The following is a 17,376-nucleotide window of genomic DNA, read 5'->3' as shown; positions in this document are numbered from 1 at the left end:
ACCACATCCCGGTGCGCAGCAGCACCGCGCGGCTGCGGTTCTGCCTCCACACTAACCAGTGCAAGTGACATTTGTGTGACTAGCTCTTGTTCGTTACAGCGTGGATTCGTTGAGGATGTCGCGCCATGCTTCTGGGACGGCCTTGACGATGTCCGTGGCGTGTAGCGGGGCACCACCGTGGAGTTCAACGCGTCCAGGTCCCGCACTAGAGTTTCTAGAACGTCCGACGCCGACTCCTGCAGCAATACGTCCGGCGCGCCCATGAAGGCTGGCCGCCATGGAGGCAATCGCCGCCCAGGTATCGCTAGCTTCGATCCCGTGGCCTGCAAAGTCTTCGAGTACCTGTTCGTTGTTGTGGCCCAACTGTGCCAACAAGGCACCCAGAATTCCGGCCAGCACGTCCCCGCTGCCCGCCGTTCCCAGCCAGGAGGTTCCTTCGCTCTGGCTGAAGTTACTTCCGGCGGGCGTCGCAATAACGGTAGCTGCCCCTTTGAGCAACACCGTTGCTCCAAAGAGTCCAGCCGCGTGCTGTGCGGCTTCAAAGGTTCCAGCTTCCACTTGTTCTCGGCTGATTTCCAGCCCACGGTGGGTGAAAATGGCGGCTAGTTCGCCGGCGTGTGGGGTCAGAACCACATTTGGTGTCAGGTCCTTGGGGAGTTTGGGCAGGGCGGCAGCGTCTACCACCACTGGAACGTCAGTCTCCAAGGCTGCGGCACAACGGTCAAGTTGTTCGTCCCCGCTGACCCCGGGGCCTACCAGCCAGGCCTGTACGTGATTCTGCGCAACGTCCGGATGACCAAGCACCACTTCAGGGCAGGATTGTTGGACTAACGCACCTACCTCCGGCGGGCCGAGATATCGGATCATTCCCGCCCCCGCAGCGAGCGCAGCCTGGCAAGCTAAGACTCCTGCACCGGGGTATTCGGCGGAGCCAGCCACAATTCCAAGGACGCCACGGCTGTATTTGTGGGCCCGCCGGGACGGAGCTGGCAAAAGCGCAGCGAGGTCTGCAGTTTCGAGCCGACGCAGTTCTGCAGTGGGTAACCCTTGTTCGATGCCAATTTTTACTGTTTCAACATGCCCGGCGGCCCCGGCTCCGGGATCGCACAATAGGCCGATTTTTGCGGCGCCAAAGGTGACAGTGAGGTCTGCACCCAGCACGGGCGAATGCAACTGACCGGTGTCCGCATCAACACCACTGGGCAGGTCGCACGCCACCACTAAGCCGGGACGCACCCTAGTTAGGCGCTGCTCCCCCGTCCAGCGCCCCTCGCTGATGCGATGGACCAGCTCCGCCGCAGAGCCGCGGAGCCCACCAATAGCCCCGGTGCCCAGCACAGCGTCGATTAGAACGACGGCGGAGCAGGCAGCGTGGACGGCTTCGGACATGTTGTTCTCGGCTAGGCGGAGCACTCTGCCGCCGGCCCGTTCAAAGGCGCCCAGCGCCTCAGCGTGAGCTACAGCTGCGGTGAGTACCGCCGTCGTACGCATTCCCCGGCGCGCTAACAGAGCGGCGGCGAAAAGCCCGTCCCCGCCATTGTTGCCCTTGCCAGCTAGAACAGTGACCGAGCAGCCATAAAGCCGTTCGCCGCGGGAACGCAGCTCAGACACAATGGCGGAAGCTAGGCCATAGGAGGCCCGGCTCATAAGAACAGCGCCCATCCCGGAGTCCAGTAGCGGGCGTTCTGCCTCGCGAATCTGGGCTCCGGAATGGGCGCTAATCATGGCGTTGTTGTGGAAGCCGAGCCTAGGACTCGGCCACCACCATGGCTGTGGCGATCCCGCCGTCGTGACTCATGGATAAGTGCCAGCGTTTGATGCCCTTGGCGTCAGCCACTGCGAGCACCGTGTCCTTGACCTGAACGGTGGGACCGTGCTCGTCGAGGCCAATCCAGCAGTCCTGCCAGTTCATACCGGCTGGAGCGCCAAGGACCTTGGCCACTGCCTCTTTGGCAGCGAACCGGGCCGCAAGAGATCGTGTGTTGAGCTCTCGCTCTGCCGGAACAAAAAGTCTGTCCCGCAGACCTGGAGTGCGCTCCAGCTGCCGGCCGAACCGCTCAATGTCTACTACGTCTACACCAACGCCAACAATCATGGGCTTATTCTACGGTGACGCTCTTGGCGAGGTTACGCGGCTGATCGACGTCGTAGCCCTTCGCTGTGGCCAACGCTGCCGCGAAAATCTGCAACGGAACGGTGGTCAACAACGGTGCCAACAAGGTGGGGGTCTCCGGCACGTAGAAAACGTACTCGGCGTAGGCCTTGACCGCTTCGTCGCCTTCTTCAGCGATCACGATGGTCTTGGCACCGCGAGCGCGGACTTCCTGAATGTTGGAAACTACCTTGGCGTGCAGCGAGTCACGTCCACGCGGTGAAGGAACAACCACAAAGACCGGTTGGCCCTCTTCGATCAAGGCAATAGGACCGTGCTTGAGCTCGCCTGCAGCAAAGCCTTCAGCGTGAATGTAGGCGAGCTCCTTGAGCTTGAGTGCGCCTTCCATAGCTACCGGGAACCCAACGTGGCGGCCCAAGAACAGAACCGACTTGGCCTCGGCCATTTCGCGACCCAGATCCTGGATCACTGATTCGTTGTCCAAGATGTTCTGAATCTTGGCCGGGATCTTGTTCAGGTCTGCGAGGATGTCGCGGATTTCACCCTTGAACTTGTTGCCACGCAATTGAGCCAAGTACAGACCCAAGAGGTAAGCAGCCGTGATTTGAGCCAAGAATGCCTTGGTGGAAGCCACAGCAATTTCCGGGCCGGCGTGTGTGTATAACACGGCGTCAGATTCGCGCGGGATGGTGGAGCCGTTGGTGTTACAGATGGAAACCGTTTTTGCGCCCTGTTCGCGGGCGTAACGGACTGCCATCAGGGTATCCATGGTCTCACCGGACTGGCTGATGGAAACGATCAGAGTGTTCGCGTCAACGATCGGATCGCGGTACCGGAATTCGTGGGAGAGCTCCACTTCGGTGGGGATCCGGCACCAGTGCTCGATGGCGTACTTGGCTACCTGGCCGGCGTAAGCGGAGGTACCACAAGCCAACACGATGATCTTGTTGACCTTCTTGAGCTCTTCGGGGTCAATACGAAGTTCGTCCAAGATCAGGTTGCCGTCGAGGTCCGAGCGGCCCAAAAGGGTCTTAGCCACGGCGTCAGGCTGATCGTGGATTTCCTTCTCCATAAAGGACGGGAAGCCATCCTTCTCGGCGGAAGCCGGGTCCCAGTTGACCGTGTATTCCTTGCCCTCAGCCGGGTTGCCAAAGAAGTCTGTGATTTCTACTGAGTCAGGGGTGATCGAGACGATCTGGTCCTGGCCCAGTTCAACTGCACGGCGCGTGTAGTCAATAAAGCCCGAGACGTCTGAGCCCAGGAAGTTTTCGCCGTCACCAAGTCCCACCACAAGAGGTGAGTTGCGACGTGCTGCGACTACCAGGTCAGGTGCGTCGGCATGGACGGCGAGGAGTGTAAAGGCTCCTTCAAGCCGCTGGCAGGCCTTGCGCATAGCCTCGGTGAGGGCTTCTGCTTCTTTGCCGGGCTGAACGATCTGACGGTAGATGTTGCCAAGGAGCGCGGCTGCAACTTCGGTGTCTGTCTCGGAGAGGAACGTTGCTCCGGCTTGGGTGAGCTCAAGCTTAATTTCGGCGAAGTTTTCAATGATGCCGTTGTGGATCATAGCGAGCTTGCCGCCGTCCGCCAGGTGCGGGTGGGCGTTCTGATCTGTGGGTCCACCGTGAGTCGCCCAGCGAGTGTGGCCAATGCCGGTGACAGCCTCGGGCATCGGAGCAGCTTCGAGTTCTGCCAAAAGATTGGCGAGCTTGCCACTCTTTTTACGCGACTCAATGGTGCCATCGGCAATCACTGCTACACCGGCGGAATCGTACCCGCGGTATTCGAGCCTACGCAGTCCTTCGAGGACTACATCGAGGGCTTTATGACTTTTGTTTTCCATGCCGGCTACTCGGCCGGTGTATCCCACAATTCCGCACATGTACCTAGAGTAACTGCATGCTTAGTCAAGGGACGTGGGATCTATTGCCTGGATCACATTTCGCTCTCAGGCCCCGGGAGGGCAGAATCTCTTAGGTGACTTTGCACCGGAACGAGGCCCATGGCGAGGGTTCCTCCCCCTTCGTCGAACTAGATCGCCAAACCTGGTCCCGGTTGGCGGCCCAAATGGAGCAACCGCTTAACCAAGAGGATATTGTTCGGCTTCGTGGTCTTGGCGACCCCCTGGATCTCAAAGAAGTTCGCGAAGTTTACCTCCCTCTCTCACGCCTACTTCACCTATATGTAGAGGCTGCGGGCAGTTTGCACTCAGCAACTACAACGTTTTTGGGTGAGCAGACTGAGCGCACCCCCTTTGTGATTGGGGTGGCCGGTTCCGTAGCCGTAGGTAAATCCACCATCGCTCGTGTGCTGCGGGAAATGCTGCGGCGTTGGCCCGGCACACCCAACGTTGAGTTGGTCACCACAGATGGTTTCCTCTACCCCCTTGCTGAGTTGCGACGCCGGAATTTACTCAGCAGAAAGGGCTTTCCTGAGTCCTATGACCGCCGGGCGCTGTTGCGCTTTGTGAGCGAAATCAAAGGCGGCGCAGAGGAAGTTACGGCCCCCTGGTACTCACACGTCACCTATGACATTGTCCCGGACCGCCAAGTTGTGGTTCGCCGTCCTGACGTTTTAATCGTTGAGGGGCTTAATGTTTTGGCGCCCGCACGCCCGCGTTCGGACGGTAGGCAGGGTCTTGCGGTGAGCGACTTCTTCGATTTCTCCATTTACGTTGATGCAAAAACGTCGTATATCGAAGAGTGGTATGTGGACCGCTTCCGCAAATTGCGCAGCACTGCCTTCGCCCAGCCCGAGTCCTATTTCCATCGTTACGCATCGCTTAATGATGAAGAGGCGGAAACGACTGCTCGGGATATCTGGAAGAGCATCAATGAGCCCAACCTCGAAGAAAATGTCCGGCCCACGCGTGGAAGGGCACAATTGGTCCTGACTAAGGATTCGGATCATTCGATTCGACGCATGCTTTTACGAAAGGTGTAAAAGCGGCCTTGGCGAAACTAAACCGCAGAACGTTGTTGCAGGCTGCCCTGCCTCTCGCAAGCGCCGGCATTTTGACGTCGTGCACCTCCAAAGACTCAGCTGTAGCGCCGGGGTCTGTAAGTCCCAGCAACTCCCCTGCCGCTTCGGCTTCCACGGCCAAAACGACTGCCCCGGCGGTCTCTTCTGCCCCAAGCAGCAACAGCAGTACCACGGTCCCAAAAAGTACGACGGCGGCGATCCCCACAGCGGGCCTGGCGCCGAATGCGCCAGCTGCCTCCGCGCGTCGGACTTTTTCACTCACTGATCCAAAGAGTCAGTGGGTGGTGGTCAACAAACACCGGCCACTATCTCCCCTCGGTTTTGCTCCGGCTGATCTGGTGAAGCCTGCTATCCAAAGCGTTGCCTCCGGCGAGTTGGCGCTACTCAACGCCACCACAGCCCGAGCGGCGGAGATCATGTTCAAGGCTGCGGCTTTGGCAGGCGTCACCATGGTCTTGGCCAGCGGTTACCGTTCTTATGCTTCCCAGCAGATTCTGTACGGCGGATACGTCGCAGCCTGGGGACAGGCAAGTGCGGATACTGCCTCTGCACGGCCGGGGTACTCCGAGCACCAAACAGGCTGGTCCTTCGACATCGCCGACGGCAGTGGTTTGGCATCTTTTACCCCTGGATTCAAGGACCAACCGGCTGCCATCTGGGCTGCCGCTAACGCCTACCGTTTTGGATTTGTGGTCCGATACCCTTGGCTGCAGCACACCGTTACCGGCTTTTACTATGAGCCCTGGCATTTGCGCTTTATCGGAACCGAAGCAGCCGGAGCTATGCATCTGCGCGGGATCGAAACCCTCGAGGAATATGTAGGGCTTCCCGCAGCGCCGGGATATGTCTAAGGGACAGCTGCGATTCTCTAAAACGCGGTTGGCTTTCAGACACAGCAAAGGACTCAACGCTTGGCTAAGCGACATTGTTCCCGACACGTTCACGTGTTAATGGCTAAATGTCCCTGATTGTTCATTACTGTGCGGTAATTTGGTCAGCATGTTGAGTGGATTCAAAGATTTCATTATGAAGGGCAACGTCGTAGACCTTGCCGTAGCCGTAGTCATGGGTGGCGCCTTCGGAAAAGTAGTTACTTCTCTGGTGGAAAACGTCCTTATGCCTCTTATTGCTGCTCTGGTTGGTTCCCCCAACTTTGACAGCTTCGCTCAGATCACCATTCGTGGCAACGACATCAAGTTCGGTGTTTTGTTGACCGCGATTGTTAGCTTCATCCTGGTAGCTGCAGCGATCTACTTCGTCATCGTTTTGCCGATGAACAAGATGATCGAACGCCGCAACCGCAAACTCGGTATCACGGAAGCCGAAGAAGCAGTTGATCCTCAGATCGCACTGTTGACCGAAATCCGCGATTCCCTGAAGCGCTAAAGATTCACAGCAAATAATGAGGGCCCCCACCATTTGGTGGGGGCCCTCATTATTTGTCTCTAAGTTTTCTTAAGCTGAAGTGCTGTCTTAAGCTGCAGTTTCCGGTTCAAAAGCAAGACGCTCTTCAACCACTGCGGCTAGACGCTTGCAGATCCGCTCCGCGGTCTCCATGTCACCGGCTTCCACCATCACGCGAACCAGAGCCTCTGTGCCGGACGGACGCAGAAGCACCCGGCCAGTTTCACCTAACTCTTGCTCAGCGAGCCGTACAGCCTCAGCTACGCCCTCGTCCTTGCCAGCACGGGCTTTGTCCACGCCCTTGACGTTGATCATTAGCTGCGGGAGCTTGGTCATCACGGTGCCCAACTCCTTGAGCGTTTTGCCGGTCTTAGCTACCTGAGCAGCTAATTGCAGGCCAGTGAGTAGCCCGTCACCTGTGGTGGCGTAGTCGGCAAAAATGACGTGGCCGGACTGCTCTCCACCCAGGCTGTAGTTACCTTCACGCATACCTTCAAGAACGTAGCGGTCCCCCACTCCGGTTTCGCGAACCGTAATCCCAGCGTCACGCAGGGCGAGTTTCAGACCCAAGTTGCTCATCACTGTGGCAACCAAAACGTTCTCGCGCAGCAAGCCAGCGTCTTTGAGCGCAACGGCCAGAATGGCCATAATCTGGTCGCCATCAATCTCGTTGCCTTCATGATCTACAGCCAAGCAACGGTCAGCATCGCCGTCATGCGCAATACCTAGATCCGCGCCGTGCTCAAGCACAGCAGCCTTGAGCGGGCCCAAGTGGGTGGAGCCCACGCCGTCGTTTATGTTCAGGCCGTCGGGCTCAGCGCCAATCACCACAACCTCAGCACCAGCGTTGGTGAAAAGCTGCGGTGAACAACCGCTGGCAGCACCGTGGGCGCAGTCCAGAACTACTTTCAGTCCGTCCAAACGGTGCGGGAGGGTGCTCAGCAAATGAACAATGTAACGGTCTTCGGCATCAGCAAAGCGCTGGATACGGCCTACTTCACCGCCGATGGGACGCTGTGGTCCCAGCTTCATTTGAGCCTCAATAGCGTCTTCCACCTCATCGGGGAGTTTCTGACCACCACGGGCAAAGAACTTAATTCCGTTATCCGGTGCAGGGTTGTGTGAAGCGGAAATCATCACACCAAAGTCAGCTTCCAGATCTGCAATCAGGTAGGCCGCGGCTGGCGTAGGCAGAACGCCAGCGTCAAACACGTCAATGCCAGAACTTGCAAGTCCTGCTTCGACGGCAGCTGAGATGAACTCACCACTCGCGCGTGGGTCACGGGCAACCACGGCGCGCGGACGCGTTCCGTTACTCCGTTCGTGCCCCAGTACAACGGCGGCGGCCTGGGCAAGCTGCATGGATAGCTCTGCGGTTAATAGTCCATTGGCCAGGCCCCGGACCCCGTCTGTTCCAAATAATCTAGACATCGGATCTAGTCTAGACGACGCATTGGCCAGCGCTGGACGGAAAACCTCATGCCCTTAAACGCCAATAGGCTCCCCCTACCAGTTGGTAAGAGGAGCCTATTGAAGAACGAACGGATCGTTCTAAAGCGAAATTAACGCTTGGAGTACTGCTGAGCCTTACGTGCCTTCTTGAGACCAGCCTTCTTACGCTCGATAACACGAGCGTCGCGGGTCAAGAAGCCAGCCTTCTTGAGCGTTGCGCGGTTGTTCTCTTCGTCGATCCCGTTGAGGGAGCGGGCAACACCCAAGCGCAATGCGCCAGCCTGTCCGGAAGGGCCACCACCGTGGATGCGTGCGATGACGTCGTAGGCGCCTTCGAGATCCAGGATGCGGAAAGGCTCGTTGACTTCCTGCTGGTGCAGCTTGTTCGGGAAGTAGTTGTCCAGCTCGCGGCCGTTGACAATCCACTTACCGGAACCCGGTACAACGCGAACACGTGCAATGGCCTGCTTGCGGCGGCCAACTGCTGCGCCTGCAACAGTCAAAGCCGGACGCTCCTTCTTCGGCGCTGCGTCTACTGCAGAGCTTTCAGAGGTGTAGCTGGTCAGGTTTTCCTCGGCCTCGACGGCCTCGGTGGTCAGTTCTTCGTTCTGAGCCACGATTCTCCTTGTAATAAAAAGTTTGTTGGTGGCCAGGACTACTGGGCGACCTGGGTGATTTCAAAAGTCTTAGGCTGCTGAGCGGCGTGGGGGTGCTCTGCACCCCGGTATACCTTCAGCTTGGTCAACTGCTGTGCAGCCAAGGAGTTCTTGGGCAGCATGCCTTTGATTGCCTTCTCAACAGCGCGTACCGGGTTCTGTTCCAGCAGCTCTGCGTAGTTAACGCTGGTCAGACCGCCCGGGAAACCGGAGTGGCGGTATGCGCGCTTCTGCTCCAGCTTGGCGCCGGTCAAAGCGACCTTTTCAGCGTTGATGATGATGACGAAGTCGCCCATGTCCATGTGGGACGCAAAGGTCGGCTTGTGCTTTCCGCGCAGCAGTGTTGCGGTCTGGCTGGCAAGACGACCAAGGACAACGTCTGTGGCGTCAATGACGTGCCACTGGCGATTGATGTCGCCGGGCTTCGGGGTGTACGTACGCACGGTTTTTGCCTCGTTCTTGTTCTGGCGTTCTTGTGTTCGGCGGCAAGCAGTAGCATGCACCAATGTTTCTATGCGCGACCGGAACAGAGGTGAGGGCTCTATGTAACCAGTAATCCCCAGTCTCGAAAACGCCCTTCGAATATATGACCCTGCAACCGGGTCTCCGAGCGGGCGCGCATCAACGAGTTAGGACACGCACAACGACTATCTAGAATAGCGCGCCAAGAGGCCATCGGTCAAAAGCAGGAAGTAGTATGCGAAGATACACGCCGCTGGCAGCCGCCTGAGGCGAATGCTCTGTGCACCTTTTTAGCACCGCCTGAGACATCGGAGCCACCATGCGCCTCTTACTTCTAGTGGTACTCGGTGGTGGTTTGAACTGGGCAGCCGAGATCCTCGTGGCCCGTTTTATGCCGCGCGTGAGATTGGTCGCTTGGCAAGGCTTCTCGCAGCGCATTCTTCAAAGTACGACGGCGGTACTCACCGCTCTGCTCTTCGGCGCCCTGACCCTCCGCTTGGGTTGGACCTGGTCTCTGGCACCAGTTCTATTGTTGGCTTTCGCCGCCGTACTACTCTCCCGGATAGACCTGCAATACCAGCTACTGCCCAACGCTCTGGTGTTGCCACTCATCCCGGCGCTGGCGTTGACCTTGGCTTTTGCGGCAATTGCCGGCCCAGGCGGTGGCACCATGCTTCGGATGATGCTCGGTGGTCTGGTGTTTTTTGGGGTCTACCTACTACTGGCGCTTCTTACTCCCGCCGGACTGGGTATGGGGGATGTAAAGCTCGCGGCACCTTTGGGTTTGGTACTGGGCTACGTGGGTTGGAGCCAGTTGTTTCTTGGCGCAGCCTTAGCTTTTGTGCTGCACGCGCTGGTCTCTGTGGTCCTTGTGGCAGCAAAAAAGGTGGAAAAAACGAGCGAGTTACCTTTTGGGCCAGCCATGTTGGCAACAACCCTGTTGATGGTGTTTTTTCTTCCCGGGGCAGCTGCCGTCTAGGTTGAGCCGCCACAAAACTAAGTACTTAAATCCTCAAAACAAGTAGTTAACCAGTTTTGAGGGGCAAAAAACGAGTACAACTACGCGTTGTTAACCAACCAAATTGGCGTGTATTCCTTATCTCAACGAAGTTCCAGCGGCTTCGAATGGGGGCCCTGGGGAATTCGTGAATGTCATCCTCCTTGTTTCGTTCTTTTTTCATTCACATCTTTTAAGGACACTCCAATGAACACTCTTATGGTCTCCATGCTCGCTTTTGTTGCCGGCGTGAAGGAAAAGGTTTCTTCCGAAAAAGGCGCGACCGCCACGGAATATTCACTGCTGGTTGGTTTGATTGCCTTGGTCATCGTCGTCGGCGTAACTGCCTTTGGCAAGAATCTGAACACGTTCTTCAATGACTTGGCTACCCAGGTAGGAACGTGGTAGTTCGGCGCTAGAACTACGTTCCGCTCGAATCGATATGGTGTGCCGCACCCGCCACGTGCGGGAGCGGCACACCTTCTTTTTATTCGGCTATCACTATCCCTGGGGGATTCGTTGAAGCTCAAAACCCAGCCTTCCCGGAACCAACAACTCCGGCACAAACACCACAGTCATAAAGAACTTGGTGCTGTCGCAGTCGAGTTTGCGCTAGTAGCGCCGCTACTGCTTGCTTTGATCGCCGGCATTGTGGAATTCGCTTACCAATACAACGCACAGATCTCCACCACACAGGCCGCACGGGAAGCAGCCCGCGAGTACTCCATCTCCAAGGACTGGGGCAAAGCCACCACGGCTGGCATCAACGGCGCACCGGGGGCAGGACTGACAGCTGGCGACTTTACACTCACCTCTGGGGCCTGTTCCGCCAGCAATAAAACCGTGAAGGTCACGGTGCAACATGTAGCAAACTCCCCCACCGGCTTCTCGCTCAACATCCAGGGCGGAAACATCTCCTTCGCAAGTACCTTCACAGCTACCGGAGTAGGAGCCATGCGATGCGGCGGCTAATCAAACGAGTCTCCTGGGTATTACGCGAGCGCGGCGAACAAGGCGTCTCAGGTGTCCTCGTTGCATTGATGATGCTCGTTCTGATCGGGGTTGGAGCCATTGCCGTTGACGTAGGCCAGATTTATTCGGAACGTGCCCAACTCCAGAACGCCGCAGACTCCGGCGCGCTAGCCGTTGCCCAAAGTTGTGCAGCCTCAGCGTGCGACACTTCCCTCGCAGATCCGCTTGCAGATGCCAATTCACTCGACGGAAAGAGCACCGTCAGCTCAGTGGACACCACCAGCGTCGCTGGCCAAGTCACCGTGAAAACAACCACCAAAAACGGCGCCGACAACGGCTCAACCCTCACCAAACTCTTTGCTAGCGCGCTCAACGTGCCAGCTGTCTCAGTAGGTGCGAGTGCCAGCGCAGGCCTTTTTCCACCAAGTGGTGGTGGCGCCTTCCCACTCGCTTTCTCAAATAAGTGCTGGGATCTCAGCTCCGCTGTGGCCGCAGGAGTAGTACAGAAAATCTCATGGAAACCTGGGACCACCTGCACCAATGCTTCGGGGCATGTAGTGCCCGGCGGTTGGGGCTGGCTCAGTGACCCTGATGCGGACTGCTACGCGGTCACCACTACGGGCAACATTGCCAGGACCGATCCTGGTAACGACAAACCCGCCCAATGCGCAACCATCCTCCAAGGCTGGATCAACACGCTTAACGCAGGTCAAGACGTCAAAGTTACGTTTCCCGTTTACGACACTGCATCGGGTAGCGGAAGTGGCGCAGTCTTTCACGTCCTCGGCTACGCCACCTTTAGGATTCTGGGCTGGAAATTCGGTAACAACGATGTTTACGAATTCCGGAACACTACCGCAGCCACCGGCAATTCCAACCTCTCGTGTTCGGGTGGTGGCGATCGCTGCATCATCGGACAGTTCATCAAATACGTCACCACCGATGACGCCCCCTCAAGTAACCCGGCGCCCGGCCAGGACTTTGGCACCACAGAAGTGAAACTCATCAAATAGCGGACGGCACTAGCCCTTCGCCTCATCAACAAAATATAAGGATTTTCTAAGGGGAATCTCGTGAAAACACGCCTACTGGGAGGCATCGCCGCACTTGTTGTGGCAATCATTGGAACCATCATTCTCTTCAATTACGTCCAGGGCGCTGACAAGCGTGCCCTCGGTAACACGGAGACCGAAGAAGTTCTGGTGGTCAAGACCGACATTCCGGCCGGAACTCCCGCCAGTAAACTCTCCGAGTACCTAGAGAGCAAGTCGCTCCCTAAGTCCGCCGTAGCAGCTGAGACTCTGACCAGCCTGAGCGACATTGGCACCAAAGTCACCTCCGTTGAACTGCTCCAGGGCGAACAGCTCATCAGCAGCCGGTTAGTGGATTCCACCGCTTATCTTGGCCCTGCGCGGGTAGAAGTGCCCGCCGGAAAACAGGAAGTCAGCATCCGGCTGCCTATTGACCGTGTAGCAGGTGGCCGAATCCAAGCCGGTGATACGGCTGGGGTTTTCCTCTCCATCCCCAAAACTGACACCACCCCGGATCGCACACAGCTCACCTTCCACAAGGTGCTTGTAACGGCAGTCCAGTACAGCAGCGGGCAGGCTGCCCAAACGCAGGGCGAGGCTCAACAGTCCAGCGGCGGTGGCGCACTTAGTTCCAGCAAGTCCTCAAGCTCGTCCGCCAATGACACCTACCTGATGACCATTGCCGTCAGCGCAGCAGACGCCCAACGGATCGTCTACGCCGTCGAGTTTGGAAAAGTGTATTTCTCCAAGGAAACCTCTGCTTCAGTGGAAGACTCTAGCGGTGTGGTGGACTCCACCAAGGTGCTGAAATGAGCCGCTTCCTCCTCATCACACCAGACAAGGACTTTGCCCACCGGGTCCGCCTAGCCACCAATCCCATGCGTGGAATGCTGGCCCACTTTGAAGCCGACTACCTTCCACAAAGCCCCGAGGAGATCTTGGGCGAACAAGGCAGCCAGCAATACAGTCAAAAAGGTGGCGAACCACCGGAAGTGCTAATTTTTGGTCCAGGACTGCCACTGGATGAGACACTCAAGTTCGCCGCTGCGATGGACCTTCAGTGCCCGGACATCGCACTGCTTCTGGTTGCGACTGAGCAGGATGAACTCTCACTTCAAGCCATGCGCTCCGGCATCCGGGACATCCTTACTCCGGGCGCTGACACAGAGACCATCCGCGCAACAGTGGAACGCGCCGCACTCGCGGCGGCAGGTCGGCGTCGTGGTTTGGCACCATCCGCAGGAGAAGGACCAAACGCCGACGGCGGACGCGTCATAGCTGTAATGTCACCCAAAGGTGGGGTAGGCAAAACAACCATCGCCACCAACCTGGCAGTTGGTTTAGGCGGGATCGCACCCATGAGTGTGGTGATCGTTGACTTGGACCTGCAATTTGGTGATGTTGCCAGCGGGCTATTGATCGATCCCGAATACACCATCACTGATGCAGTGGCTGGCGCAGGCAGTCAAGACTCAATGGTCCTGAAAACCTACCTTTCCCTGCACCCCAGCAACATCTACGCGCTGTGCGCACCGCGGAATCCGATCGAGATGGACAACATCACTGCCGCGCACATCACCCATCTGCTCAAGCAACTTCGCCAAGAGTTCCAGTACGTGGTGGTAGACACCGCCCCGGGCTTGGGTGAACACGTCCTGGCAACCCTTGAGGAAGCCACCGATGCCGTATGGGTGTGCGGAATGGACATCCCCAGCGTTCGTGGCTTGCGCACCGGATTCAACGTGCTCGCTGAACTGGATCTGCTTCCCGAGGAACGGCACGTAGTACTCAATATGGCGGACCGGAAATCCGGGATCTCCATTCAAGACATCGAAGCGACGATCGGTTCTCCCGTGGACGTGGTGATCCCACGAACACGCACCATGCCCTTCGCCACCAACAAAGGTGTGCCAGTCCTTCAAGAGGGCCGGCGCGACCCTGCAGCGAAAGCACTCCGTCAATTGGTGGAGCGTTTCAAACCAAATTGGGAAGCCCGCCCCCACAAGCGGCTACACCGAAGGGCGGTTATGCAATGAACCTCTCACACCGACTTGCCGCAAAAAATTCGGGCCCAGAGGTGCTCGCGCCCCCGGCCACGGCCACTACTTTGGGAACCATTGCTACTGCGCACGCAGCTGAACAATCCGCTGTGGAAGTCAAGACAGAAACTCCGACGGCGTCTGCGGCGAGTGAGGCACTCAACGGGCTCAAGGAACGCGCCAGTGAAGCGCTGTACGAGCGGCTCGGTTCCCGAATCACCGATTCGTCCCTGGACGAAGTTGAACTCCATAAGTTCGTCAAAGACGAGCTCAAAGCCGTGGTGGATGAGGAACAAGTTCCACTCTCAGGCGGCGAGCGCCAACGGCTCATCCGCGAAATCATTGACGATGTCCTAGGCCACGGGCCCATCCAACGTTATCTCGATGACCCAAGTGTCACGGAAATTATGGTCAACAGCGCTGATCAAATCTACGTTGAACGCCAAGGCAAGCTCATCAAAACTGACACAAAGTTCGCCAGCGAAGATGCCTTGCGCCGGGTGATTGAGCGTGTGGTCTCCCGTGTAGGCCGGCGTATTGACGAGTCGTCCCCGTTGGTTGATGCGCGTTTGGCCGACGGCTCACGTGTGAACGCAATTATCCCGCCCTTAGCGCTCAACGGTGCAGCCCTCACCATCCGCAAGTTCGCCCGTGAAGCACTGACGGTTCAGAAGCTCATCGAGTTCGGAAGTATGTCACCGGAAATCGCCGAGCTGCTCAAGGCCTGTGTGCTGGCAAGGATGAACATCATCGTCTCCGGAGGTACCGGTACCGGCAAAACGACCATGCTCAACGTGCTCTCCTCCTTTATCCCTGCAACCGACCGCATCATCACCATTGAGGACGCGGTGGAGCTTCAACTCCAACAAGATCATGTGGTGCGTCTGGAAAGCCGGCCACCCAACATTGAGGGCCGCGGCGAAATCTCCATCCGTGACCTGGTCCGTAACTCGCTCCGTATGCGGCCAGACCGGATTGTGGTGGGTGAAGTCCGCGGTGGTGAAAGCTTAGACATGCTCCAAGCTATGAATACCGGCCATGATGGGTCACTTTCCACGGTTCACGCCAACTCGCCGCGTGACGCCATTGCCCGTTTGGAAACCCTAGTACTGATGTCCGGCATGGACTTGCCGCTCAGGGCCATCCGCGAACAAGTTGCCTCGGCAGTGAACCTCATTGTGCACATTTCCAGACTTCGAGACGGGACACGGCGCATTACCCATGTCACTGAGGTTCAAGGCATGGAAGGGGACACTGTCACCCTCCAGGACGCCTTTGTCTTCGACTACGCTGCCGGCATTGATCTGACCGGACGTTTCCTAGGTCACGCGGTTCCCACCGGTGTCCGTCCCCGATTCACTGACCGATTTGAAGAACTAGGAATCCACGTTTCACCACAAGTATTTGGTGCGCCAGTCGTCAGGGGCCACCGATGAATACCACCGAGCTTCCGGTGAGCATGCTCGTTGTGGGGATCATATTGGTCTTCGCAGCATTGGTGCTCTTATTTACGGTGGTTTTCCAACCGACCAGAGTCATACCTTTGACACGGCGGCGTCCAGACCAGGTCAATACAGTATCTGGCCTGACCCGGCTGACAGACTCGGCCGTGGGACTGATTAACAGGCGGCTCAAAACAGGAACAAGCGCCCCGGTGGACCGGGAGAAGATGGAGCGGGCCGGGCTGAAAATGCAGCCCGCCGACTTCCTTCTCATGATGGCAGCCGGTGCAGTCCTTGGAGGGCTGATTGGGTACATCCTCAGCGGCCTGGCGCTCGCCATTGTCCTGCTAGTTGCCTTCCCCGGTGGCATGCTGTTGTGGTTGGCCATAACTACCGCCAAGCGTCAAAAGGCCTTCGCAGACCAACTACCTGACACTCTACAAATGTTCACCGGAAGTATGCGCGCCGGGCACAGCCTTTTGCGTGCCATCGATGCAGCTGCGGCCGAAGGCGAAGCGCCCATGAGCCAAGAGCTAAGCAGAATCGTTAACGAGGTCCGCATTGGCCGTGCGCTCAACGAATCGATGCAGGACGTCGCCAAACGAACAGGTAGCGAGGACTTCGACTGGGTGGCGCAAGCCATTGAAATTCACCGCGAAGTAGGCGGTGAGCTCGCTGAAGTGCTGGACCACCTTGCAGAGACCATCCGTGACCGGAACCAGATCCAACGCCAAGTCCAAGCACTCAGTGCCGAGGGCAGGATGTCGGCAATAGTCCTTATGGCCCTTCCTATTGTTTTGTTCGTCGCGTTGTTGTTTATCAATCCAAGCTACGCAGTCACCTTCACCACTACCCTCCCTGGGCTGCTGATGTTGATCGTTGCGGCCATCATGCTAGCAATCGGCGGTTTTTGGCTCAGCCGTCTGATCAAGCCGAAGTATTAGGAGGACCTCATGTCACCCATAGCCCTCGGCGCAATGCTGGCAATAGTAGTTCCCATCTCCGTGATGGTTTGGCTTGTGTTGAGCCCAGACCGCGCCGGGATCCGCAATATTCAAAGCAACCTAGGTTTGCGTGAGAGAGTTCAATCCGACAAGCCTGCATTGGGCGAAAGTTGGACAACTTTCTCCCGGCAGCTCACACCCAAAAGCTACGAAGCTTGGCTTGACCGGCAGCTGGCGGCTGCAGGACGGCCTAAAGACTGGCCGCTCGAGCGGCTTATTTCAGTCAAACCTCTTCTTGCCCTGGTTCTGGGCGCGCTTGGGCTGATGGTGTTACTCGCCAGTCCTTCGCCCATACGCTTTTTGATCTTTATAGGATCCCTAGCCTTCGGTTTCTTCGCCCCTGATTTGCTATTGCGAAGCCAGGCAGAGAAACGCCGGGCTGCCATTCAAAAGGAGCTCCCCAATTCTCTGGACCAGATGCTCATTTCCGTCCAAGCAGGTTTGGGATTCGAAGCAGCCATGGGACGGGCAGGGCAAAATGGTGATGGGCCACTAGCTGAGGAACTCATCCGAACGCTTCAAGACATTCAGGTGGGGCGGTCGCGCAAAGAGGCCTACCAGGCCATGGCTGAACGAGTTCAGGTGCCGGAACTGCGCAGTTTTATCCGGGCTATTATCCAGGCCGATACCTACGGCGTACCGATTGCGAAGGTCCTCAAGATTCAGGCGCACGAGTTGAGAATCAAACGTCGTCAACGGGCTGAGGAACACGCCATGAAAATCCCGGTGAAAATTCTCTTCCCGCTCATCTTCTGTATTTTCCCCACACTGTTCATCATCCTGCTGGGCCCTGCAGTGATGAACATAATTGCCGCGTTCTCCTAG

The 17,376-nt window shown here is 57.4% G+C and carries 19 protein-coding genes; 12 read left to right on the top strand and 7 right to left on the bottom strand.

Annotated features, from left to right (window positions below; genetic code table 11):
• Window positions 1-93: 93 nt before the first annotated feature.
• Genes ACQR35_RS02360 through glmS form a run of 3 tightly spaced genes read right to left on the bottom strand, consistent with a single transcriptional unit; the run spans window position 94 to window position 3,992 of the window.
• A complete protein-coding gene (locus tag ACQR35_RS02360; protein WP_430266409.1) occupies window positions 94-1,725 on the bottom strand; it encodes an NAD(P)H-hydrate dehydratase in 1,632 nt (543 codons plus the stop codon).
• A gap of 22 nt (window positions 1,726-1,747) precedes the next feature.
• Window positions 1,748-2,095 carry a holo-ACP synthase gene (locus ACQR35_RS02355; protein WP_430266408.1) on the bottom strand — a complete coding sequence of 116 codons (348 nt, stop codon included), beginning with the start codon at window positions 2,093-2,095 and terminating at the stop codon, window positions 1,748-1,750.
• Window positions 2,096-2,099: 4 nt separating this feature from the next.
• Entirely contained in the window at window positions 2,100-3,992 is a 1,893-nt protein-coding gene (glmS, locus tag ACQR35_RS02350) for a glutamine--fructose-6-phosphate transaminase (isomerizing) (protein WP_430266407.1), read from the bottom strand.
• Between the two features lie 95 nt (window positions 3,993-4,087).
• Here glmS and coaA point away from each other — a divergent pair, with 95 nt between their 5' ends.
• Complete coding sequence (gene coaA / locus ACQR35_RS02345) at window positions 4,088-5,053, top strand: type I pantothenate kinase (RefSeq protein ID WP_430269091.1); 966 nt, start codon at window positions 4,088-4,090, stop codon at window positions 5,051-5,053.
• On the opposite strand, the gene ACQR35_RS02340 is transcribed toward coaA, so the two are convergent.
• Window positions 5,004-5,354, bottom strand: coding sequence for a hypothetical protein (locus ACQR35_RS02340; protein WP_430269090.1), 351 nt, complete (start codon window positions 5,352-5,354; stop codon window positions 5,004-5,006). The two genes, coaA and ACQR35_RS02340, sit on opposite strands and share 50 nt — an antisense overlap.
• A gap of 19 nt (window positions 5,355-5,373) precedes the next feature.
• On the opposite strand from ACQR35_RS02340, the gene ACQR35_RS02335 reads away from it, so the two are divergent.
• Together ACQR35_RS02335 and mscL are read left to right on the top strand one after the other, a co-directional pair.
• Window positions 5,374-5,943: a M15 family metallopeptidase gene (locus ACQR35_RS02335; RefSeq protein ID WP_430269089.1), complete on the top strand. Its 570-nt coding sequence runs from the start codon at window positions 5,374-5,376 to the stop codon at window positions 5,941-5,943.
• A gap of 148 nt (window positions 5,944-6,091) precedes the next feature.
• A complete protein-coding gene (gene mscL / locus ACQR35_RS02330; protein WP_430269088.1) occupies window positions 6,092-6,478 on the top strand; it encodes a large conductance mechanosensitive channel protein MscL in 387 nt (128 codons plus the stop codon).
• A gap of 87 nt (window positions 6,479-6,565) precedes the next feature.
• On the opposite strand, the gene glmM is transcribed toward mscL, so the two are convergent.
• The 3 genes from glmM to rplM form a co-directional block, all read right to left on the bottom strand.
• Entirely contained in the window at window positions 6,566-7,927 is a 1,362-nt protein-coding gene (gene glmM / locus ACQR35_RS02325; RefSeq protein WP_430269087.1) for a phosphoglucosamine mutase, read from the bottom strand.
• A 131-nt stretch (window positions 7,928-8,058) separates the two neighbouring features.
• On the bottom strand, window positions 8,059-8,565 hold the full coding sequence (rpsI, locus tag ACQR35_RS02320; RefSeq protein ID WP_430266402.1) for a 30S ribosomal protein S9: 507 nt from the start codon (window positions 8,563-8,565) through the stop codon (window positions 8,059-8,061).
• 38 nt (window positions 8,566-8,603) lie between these two features.
• Entirely contained in the window at window positions 8,604-9,047 is a 444-nt protein-coding gene (rplM, locus tag ACQR35_RS02315; protein ID WP_430266720.1) for a 50S ribosomal protein L13, read from the bottom strand.
• Between the two features lie 338 nt (window positions 9,048-9,385).
• On the opposite strand from rplM, the gene ACQR35_RS02310 reads away from it, so the two are divergent.
• The 9 genes from ACQR35_RS02310 (at window position 9,386) to ACQR35_RS02270 (ending at window position 17,376) form a co-directional block, all read left to right on the top strand.
• A complete protein-coding gene (locus tag ACQR35_RS02310; protein ID WP_430269086.1) occupies window positions 9,386-10,045 on the top strand; it encodes a prepilin peptidase in 660 nt (219 codons plus the stop codon).
• Between the two features lie 225 nt (window positions 10,046-10,270).
• On the top strand, window positions 10,271-10,471 hold the full coding sequence (locus tag ACQR35_RS02305; protein ID WP_430269085.1) for a Flp family type IVb pilin: 201 nt from the start codon (window positions 10,271-10,273) through the stop codon (window positions 10,469-10,471).
• 111 nt (window positions 10,472-10,582) lie between these two features.
• Window positions 10,583-11,035, top strand: coding sequence for a TadE family protein (locus tag ACQR35_RS02300; protein WP_430269084.1), 453 nt, complete (start codon window positions 10,583-10,585; stop codon window positions 11,033-11,035).
• Window positions 11,023-12,048, top strand: a complete 1,026-nt coding sequence (locus ACQR35_RS02295; protein WP_430266398.1) for a TadE/TadG family type IV pilus assembly protein — start codon at window positions 11,023-11,025, stop codon at window positions 12,046-12,048. The genes ACQR35_RS02300 and ACQR35_RS02295 overlap by 13 nt, the downstream gene beginning before the upstream one ends.
• A gap of 60 nt (window positions 12,049-12,108) precedes the next feature.
• Entirely contained in the window at window positions 12,109-12,879 is a 771-nt protein-coding gene (gene cpaB, locus ACQR35_RS02290; protein WP_430266397.1) for a Flp pilus assembly protein CpaB, read from the top strand.
• Window positions 12,876-14,102 (top strand): AAA family ATPase, encoded by a 1,227-nt coding sequence (locus tag ACQR35_RS02285; protein WP_430269083.1) that lies wholly within the window; start codon window positions 12,876-12,878, stop codon window positions 14,100-14,102. The genes cpaB and ACQR35_RS02285 overlap by 4 nt, the downstream gene beginning before the upstream one ends.
• Window positions 14,099-15,541, top strand: coding sequence for a CpaF family protein (locus ACQR35_RS02280; protein WP_430266395.1), 1,443 nt, complete (start codon window positions 14,099-14,101; stop codon window positions 15,539-15,541). The genes ACQR35_RS02285 and ACQR35_RS02280 overlap by 4 nt, the downstream gene beginning before the upstream one ends.
• Window positions 15,538-16,491 (top strand): type II secretion system F family protein, encoded by a 954-nt coding sequence (locus ACQR35_RS02275; protein ID WP_430266394.1) that lies wholly within the window; start codon window positions 15,538-15,540, stop codon window positions 16,489-16,491. Before ACQR35_RS02280 ends, ACQR35_RS02275 begins: the two co-directional genes overlap by 4 nt.
• 9 nt (window positions 16,492-16,500) lie before the next feature.
• On the top strand, window positions 16,501-17,376 hold the full coding sequence (locus ACQR35_RS02270; protein WP_430266393.1) for a type II secretion system F family protein: 876 nt from the start codon (window positions 16,501-16,503) through the stop codon (window positions 17,374-17,376).

The organism is Pseudarthrobacter sp. J1738 (assembly GCF_050490315.1).
Lineage (GTDB): Bacteria > Actinomycetota > Actinomycetes > Actinomycetales > Micrococcaceae > JBNPEO01.
The sequence above is the reverse complement of the archived record's forward strand: the minus strand, read 5'-3'. Positions and strand labels throughout refer to the sequence as shown.

Coding starts and splice junctions, on each gene's coding strand:
- ACQR35_RS02360 (WP_430266409.1), bottom strand. CDS start 1,725: ATGATTAGCGCCCATTCCGGAGCCCAGATTCGCGAGGCAGAACGCCCG.
- ACQR35_RS02355 (WP_430266408.1), bottom strand. CDS start 2,095: ATGATTGTTGGCGTTGGTGTAGACGTAGTAGACATTGAGCGGTTCGGC.
- glmS (WP_430266407.1), bottom strand. CDS start 3,992: ATGTGCGGAATTGTGGGATACACCGGCCGAGTAGCCGGCATGGAAAAC.
- mscL (WP_430269088.1), top strand. CDS start 6,092: ATGTTGAGTGGATTCAAAGATTTCATTATGAAGGGCAACGTCGTAGAC.
- glmM (WP_430269087.1), bottom strand. CDS start 7,927: ATGTCTAGATTATTTGGAACAGACGGGGTCCGGGGCCTGGCCAATGGA.
- ACQR35_RS02310 (WP_430269086.1), top strand. CDS start 9,386: ATGCGCCTCTTACTTCTAGTGGTACTCGGTGGTGGTTTGAACTGGGCA.
- ACQR35_RS02305 (WP_430269085.1), top strand. CDS start 10,271: ATGAACACTCTTATGGTCTCCATGCTCGCTTTTGTTGCCGGCGTGAAG.
- ACQR35_RS02295 (WP_430266398.1), top strand. CDS start 11,023: ATGCGGCGGCTAATCAAACGAGTCTCCTGGGTATTACGCGAGCGCGGC.
- ACQR35_RS02285 (WP_430269083.1), top strand. CDS start 12,876: ATGAGCCGCTTCCTCCTCATCACACCAGACAAGGACTTTGCCCACCGG.
- ACQR35_RS02280 (WP_430266395.1), top strand. CDS start 14,099: ATGAACCTCTCACACCGACTTGCCGCAAAAAATTCGGGCCCAGAGGTG.
- ACQR35_RS02275 (WP_430266394.1), top strand. CDS start 15,538: ATGAATACCACCGAGCTTCCGGTGAGCATGCTCGTTGTGGGGATCATA.
- ACQR35_RS02270 (WP_430266393.1), top strand. CDS start 16,501: ATGTCACCCATAGCCCTCGGCGCAATGCTGGCAATAGTAGTTCCCATC.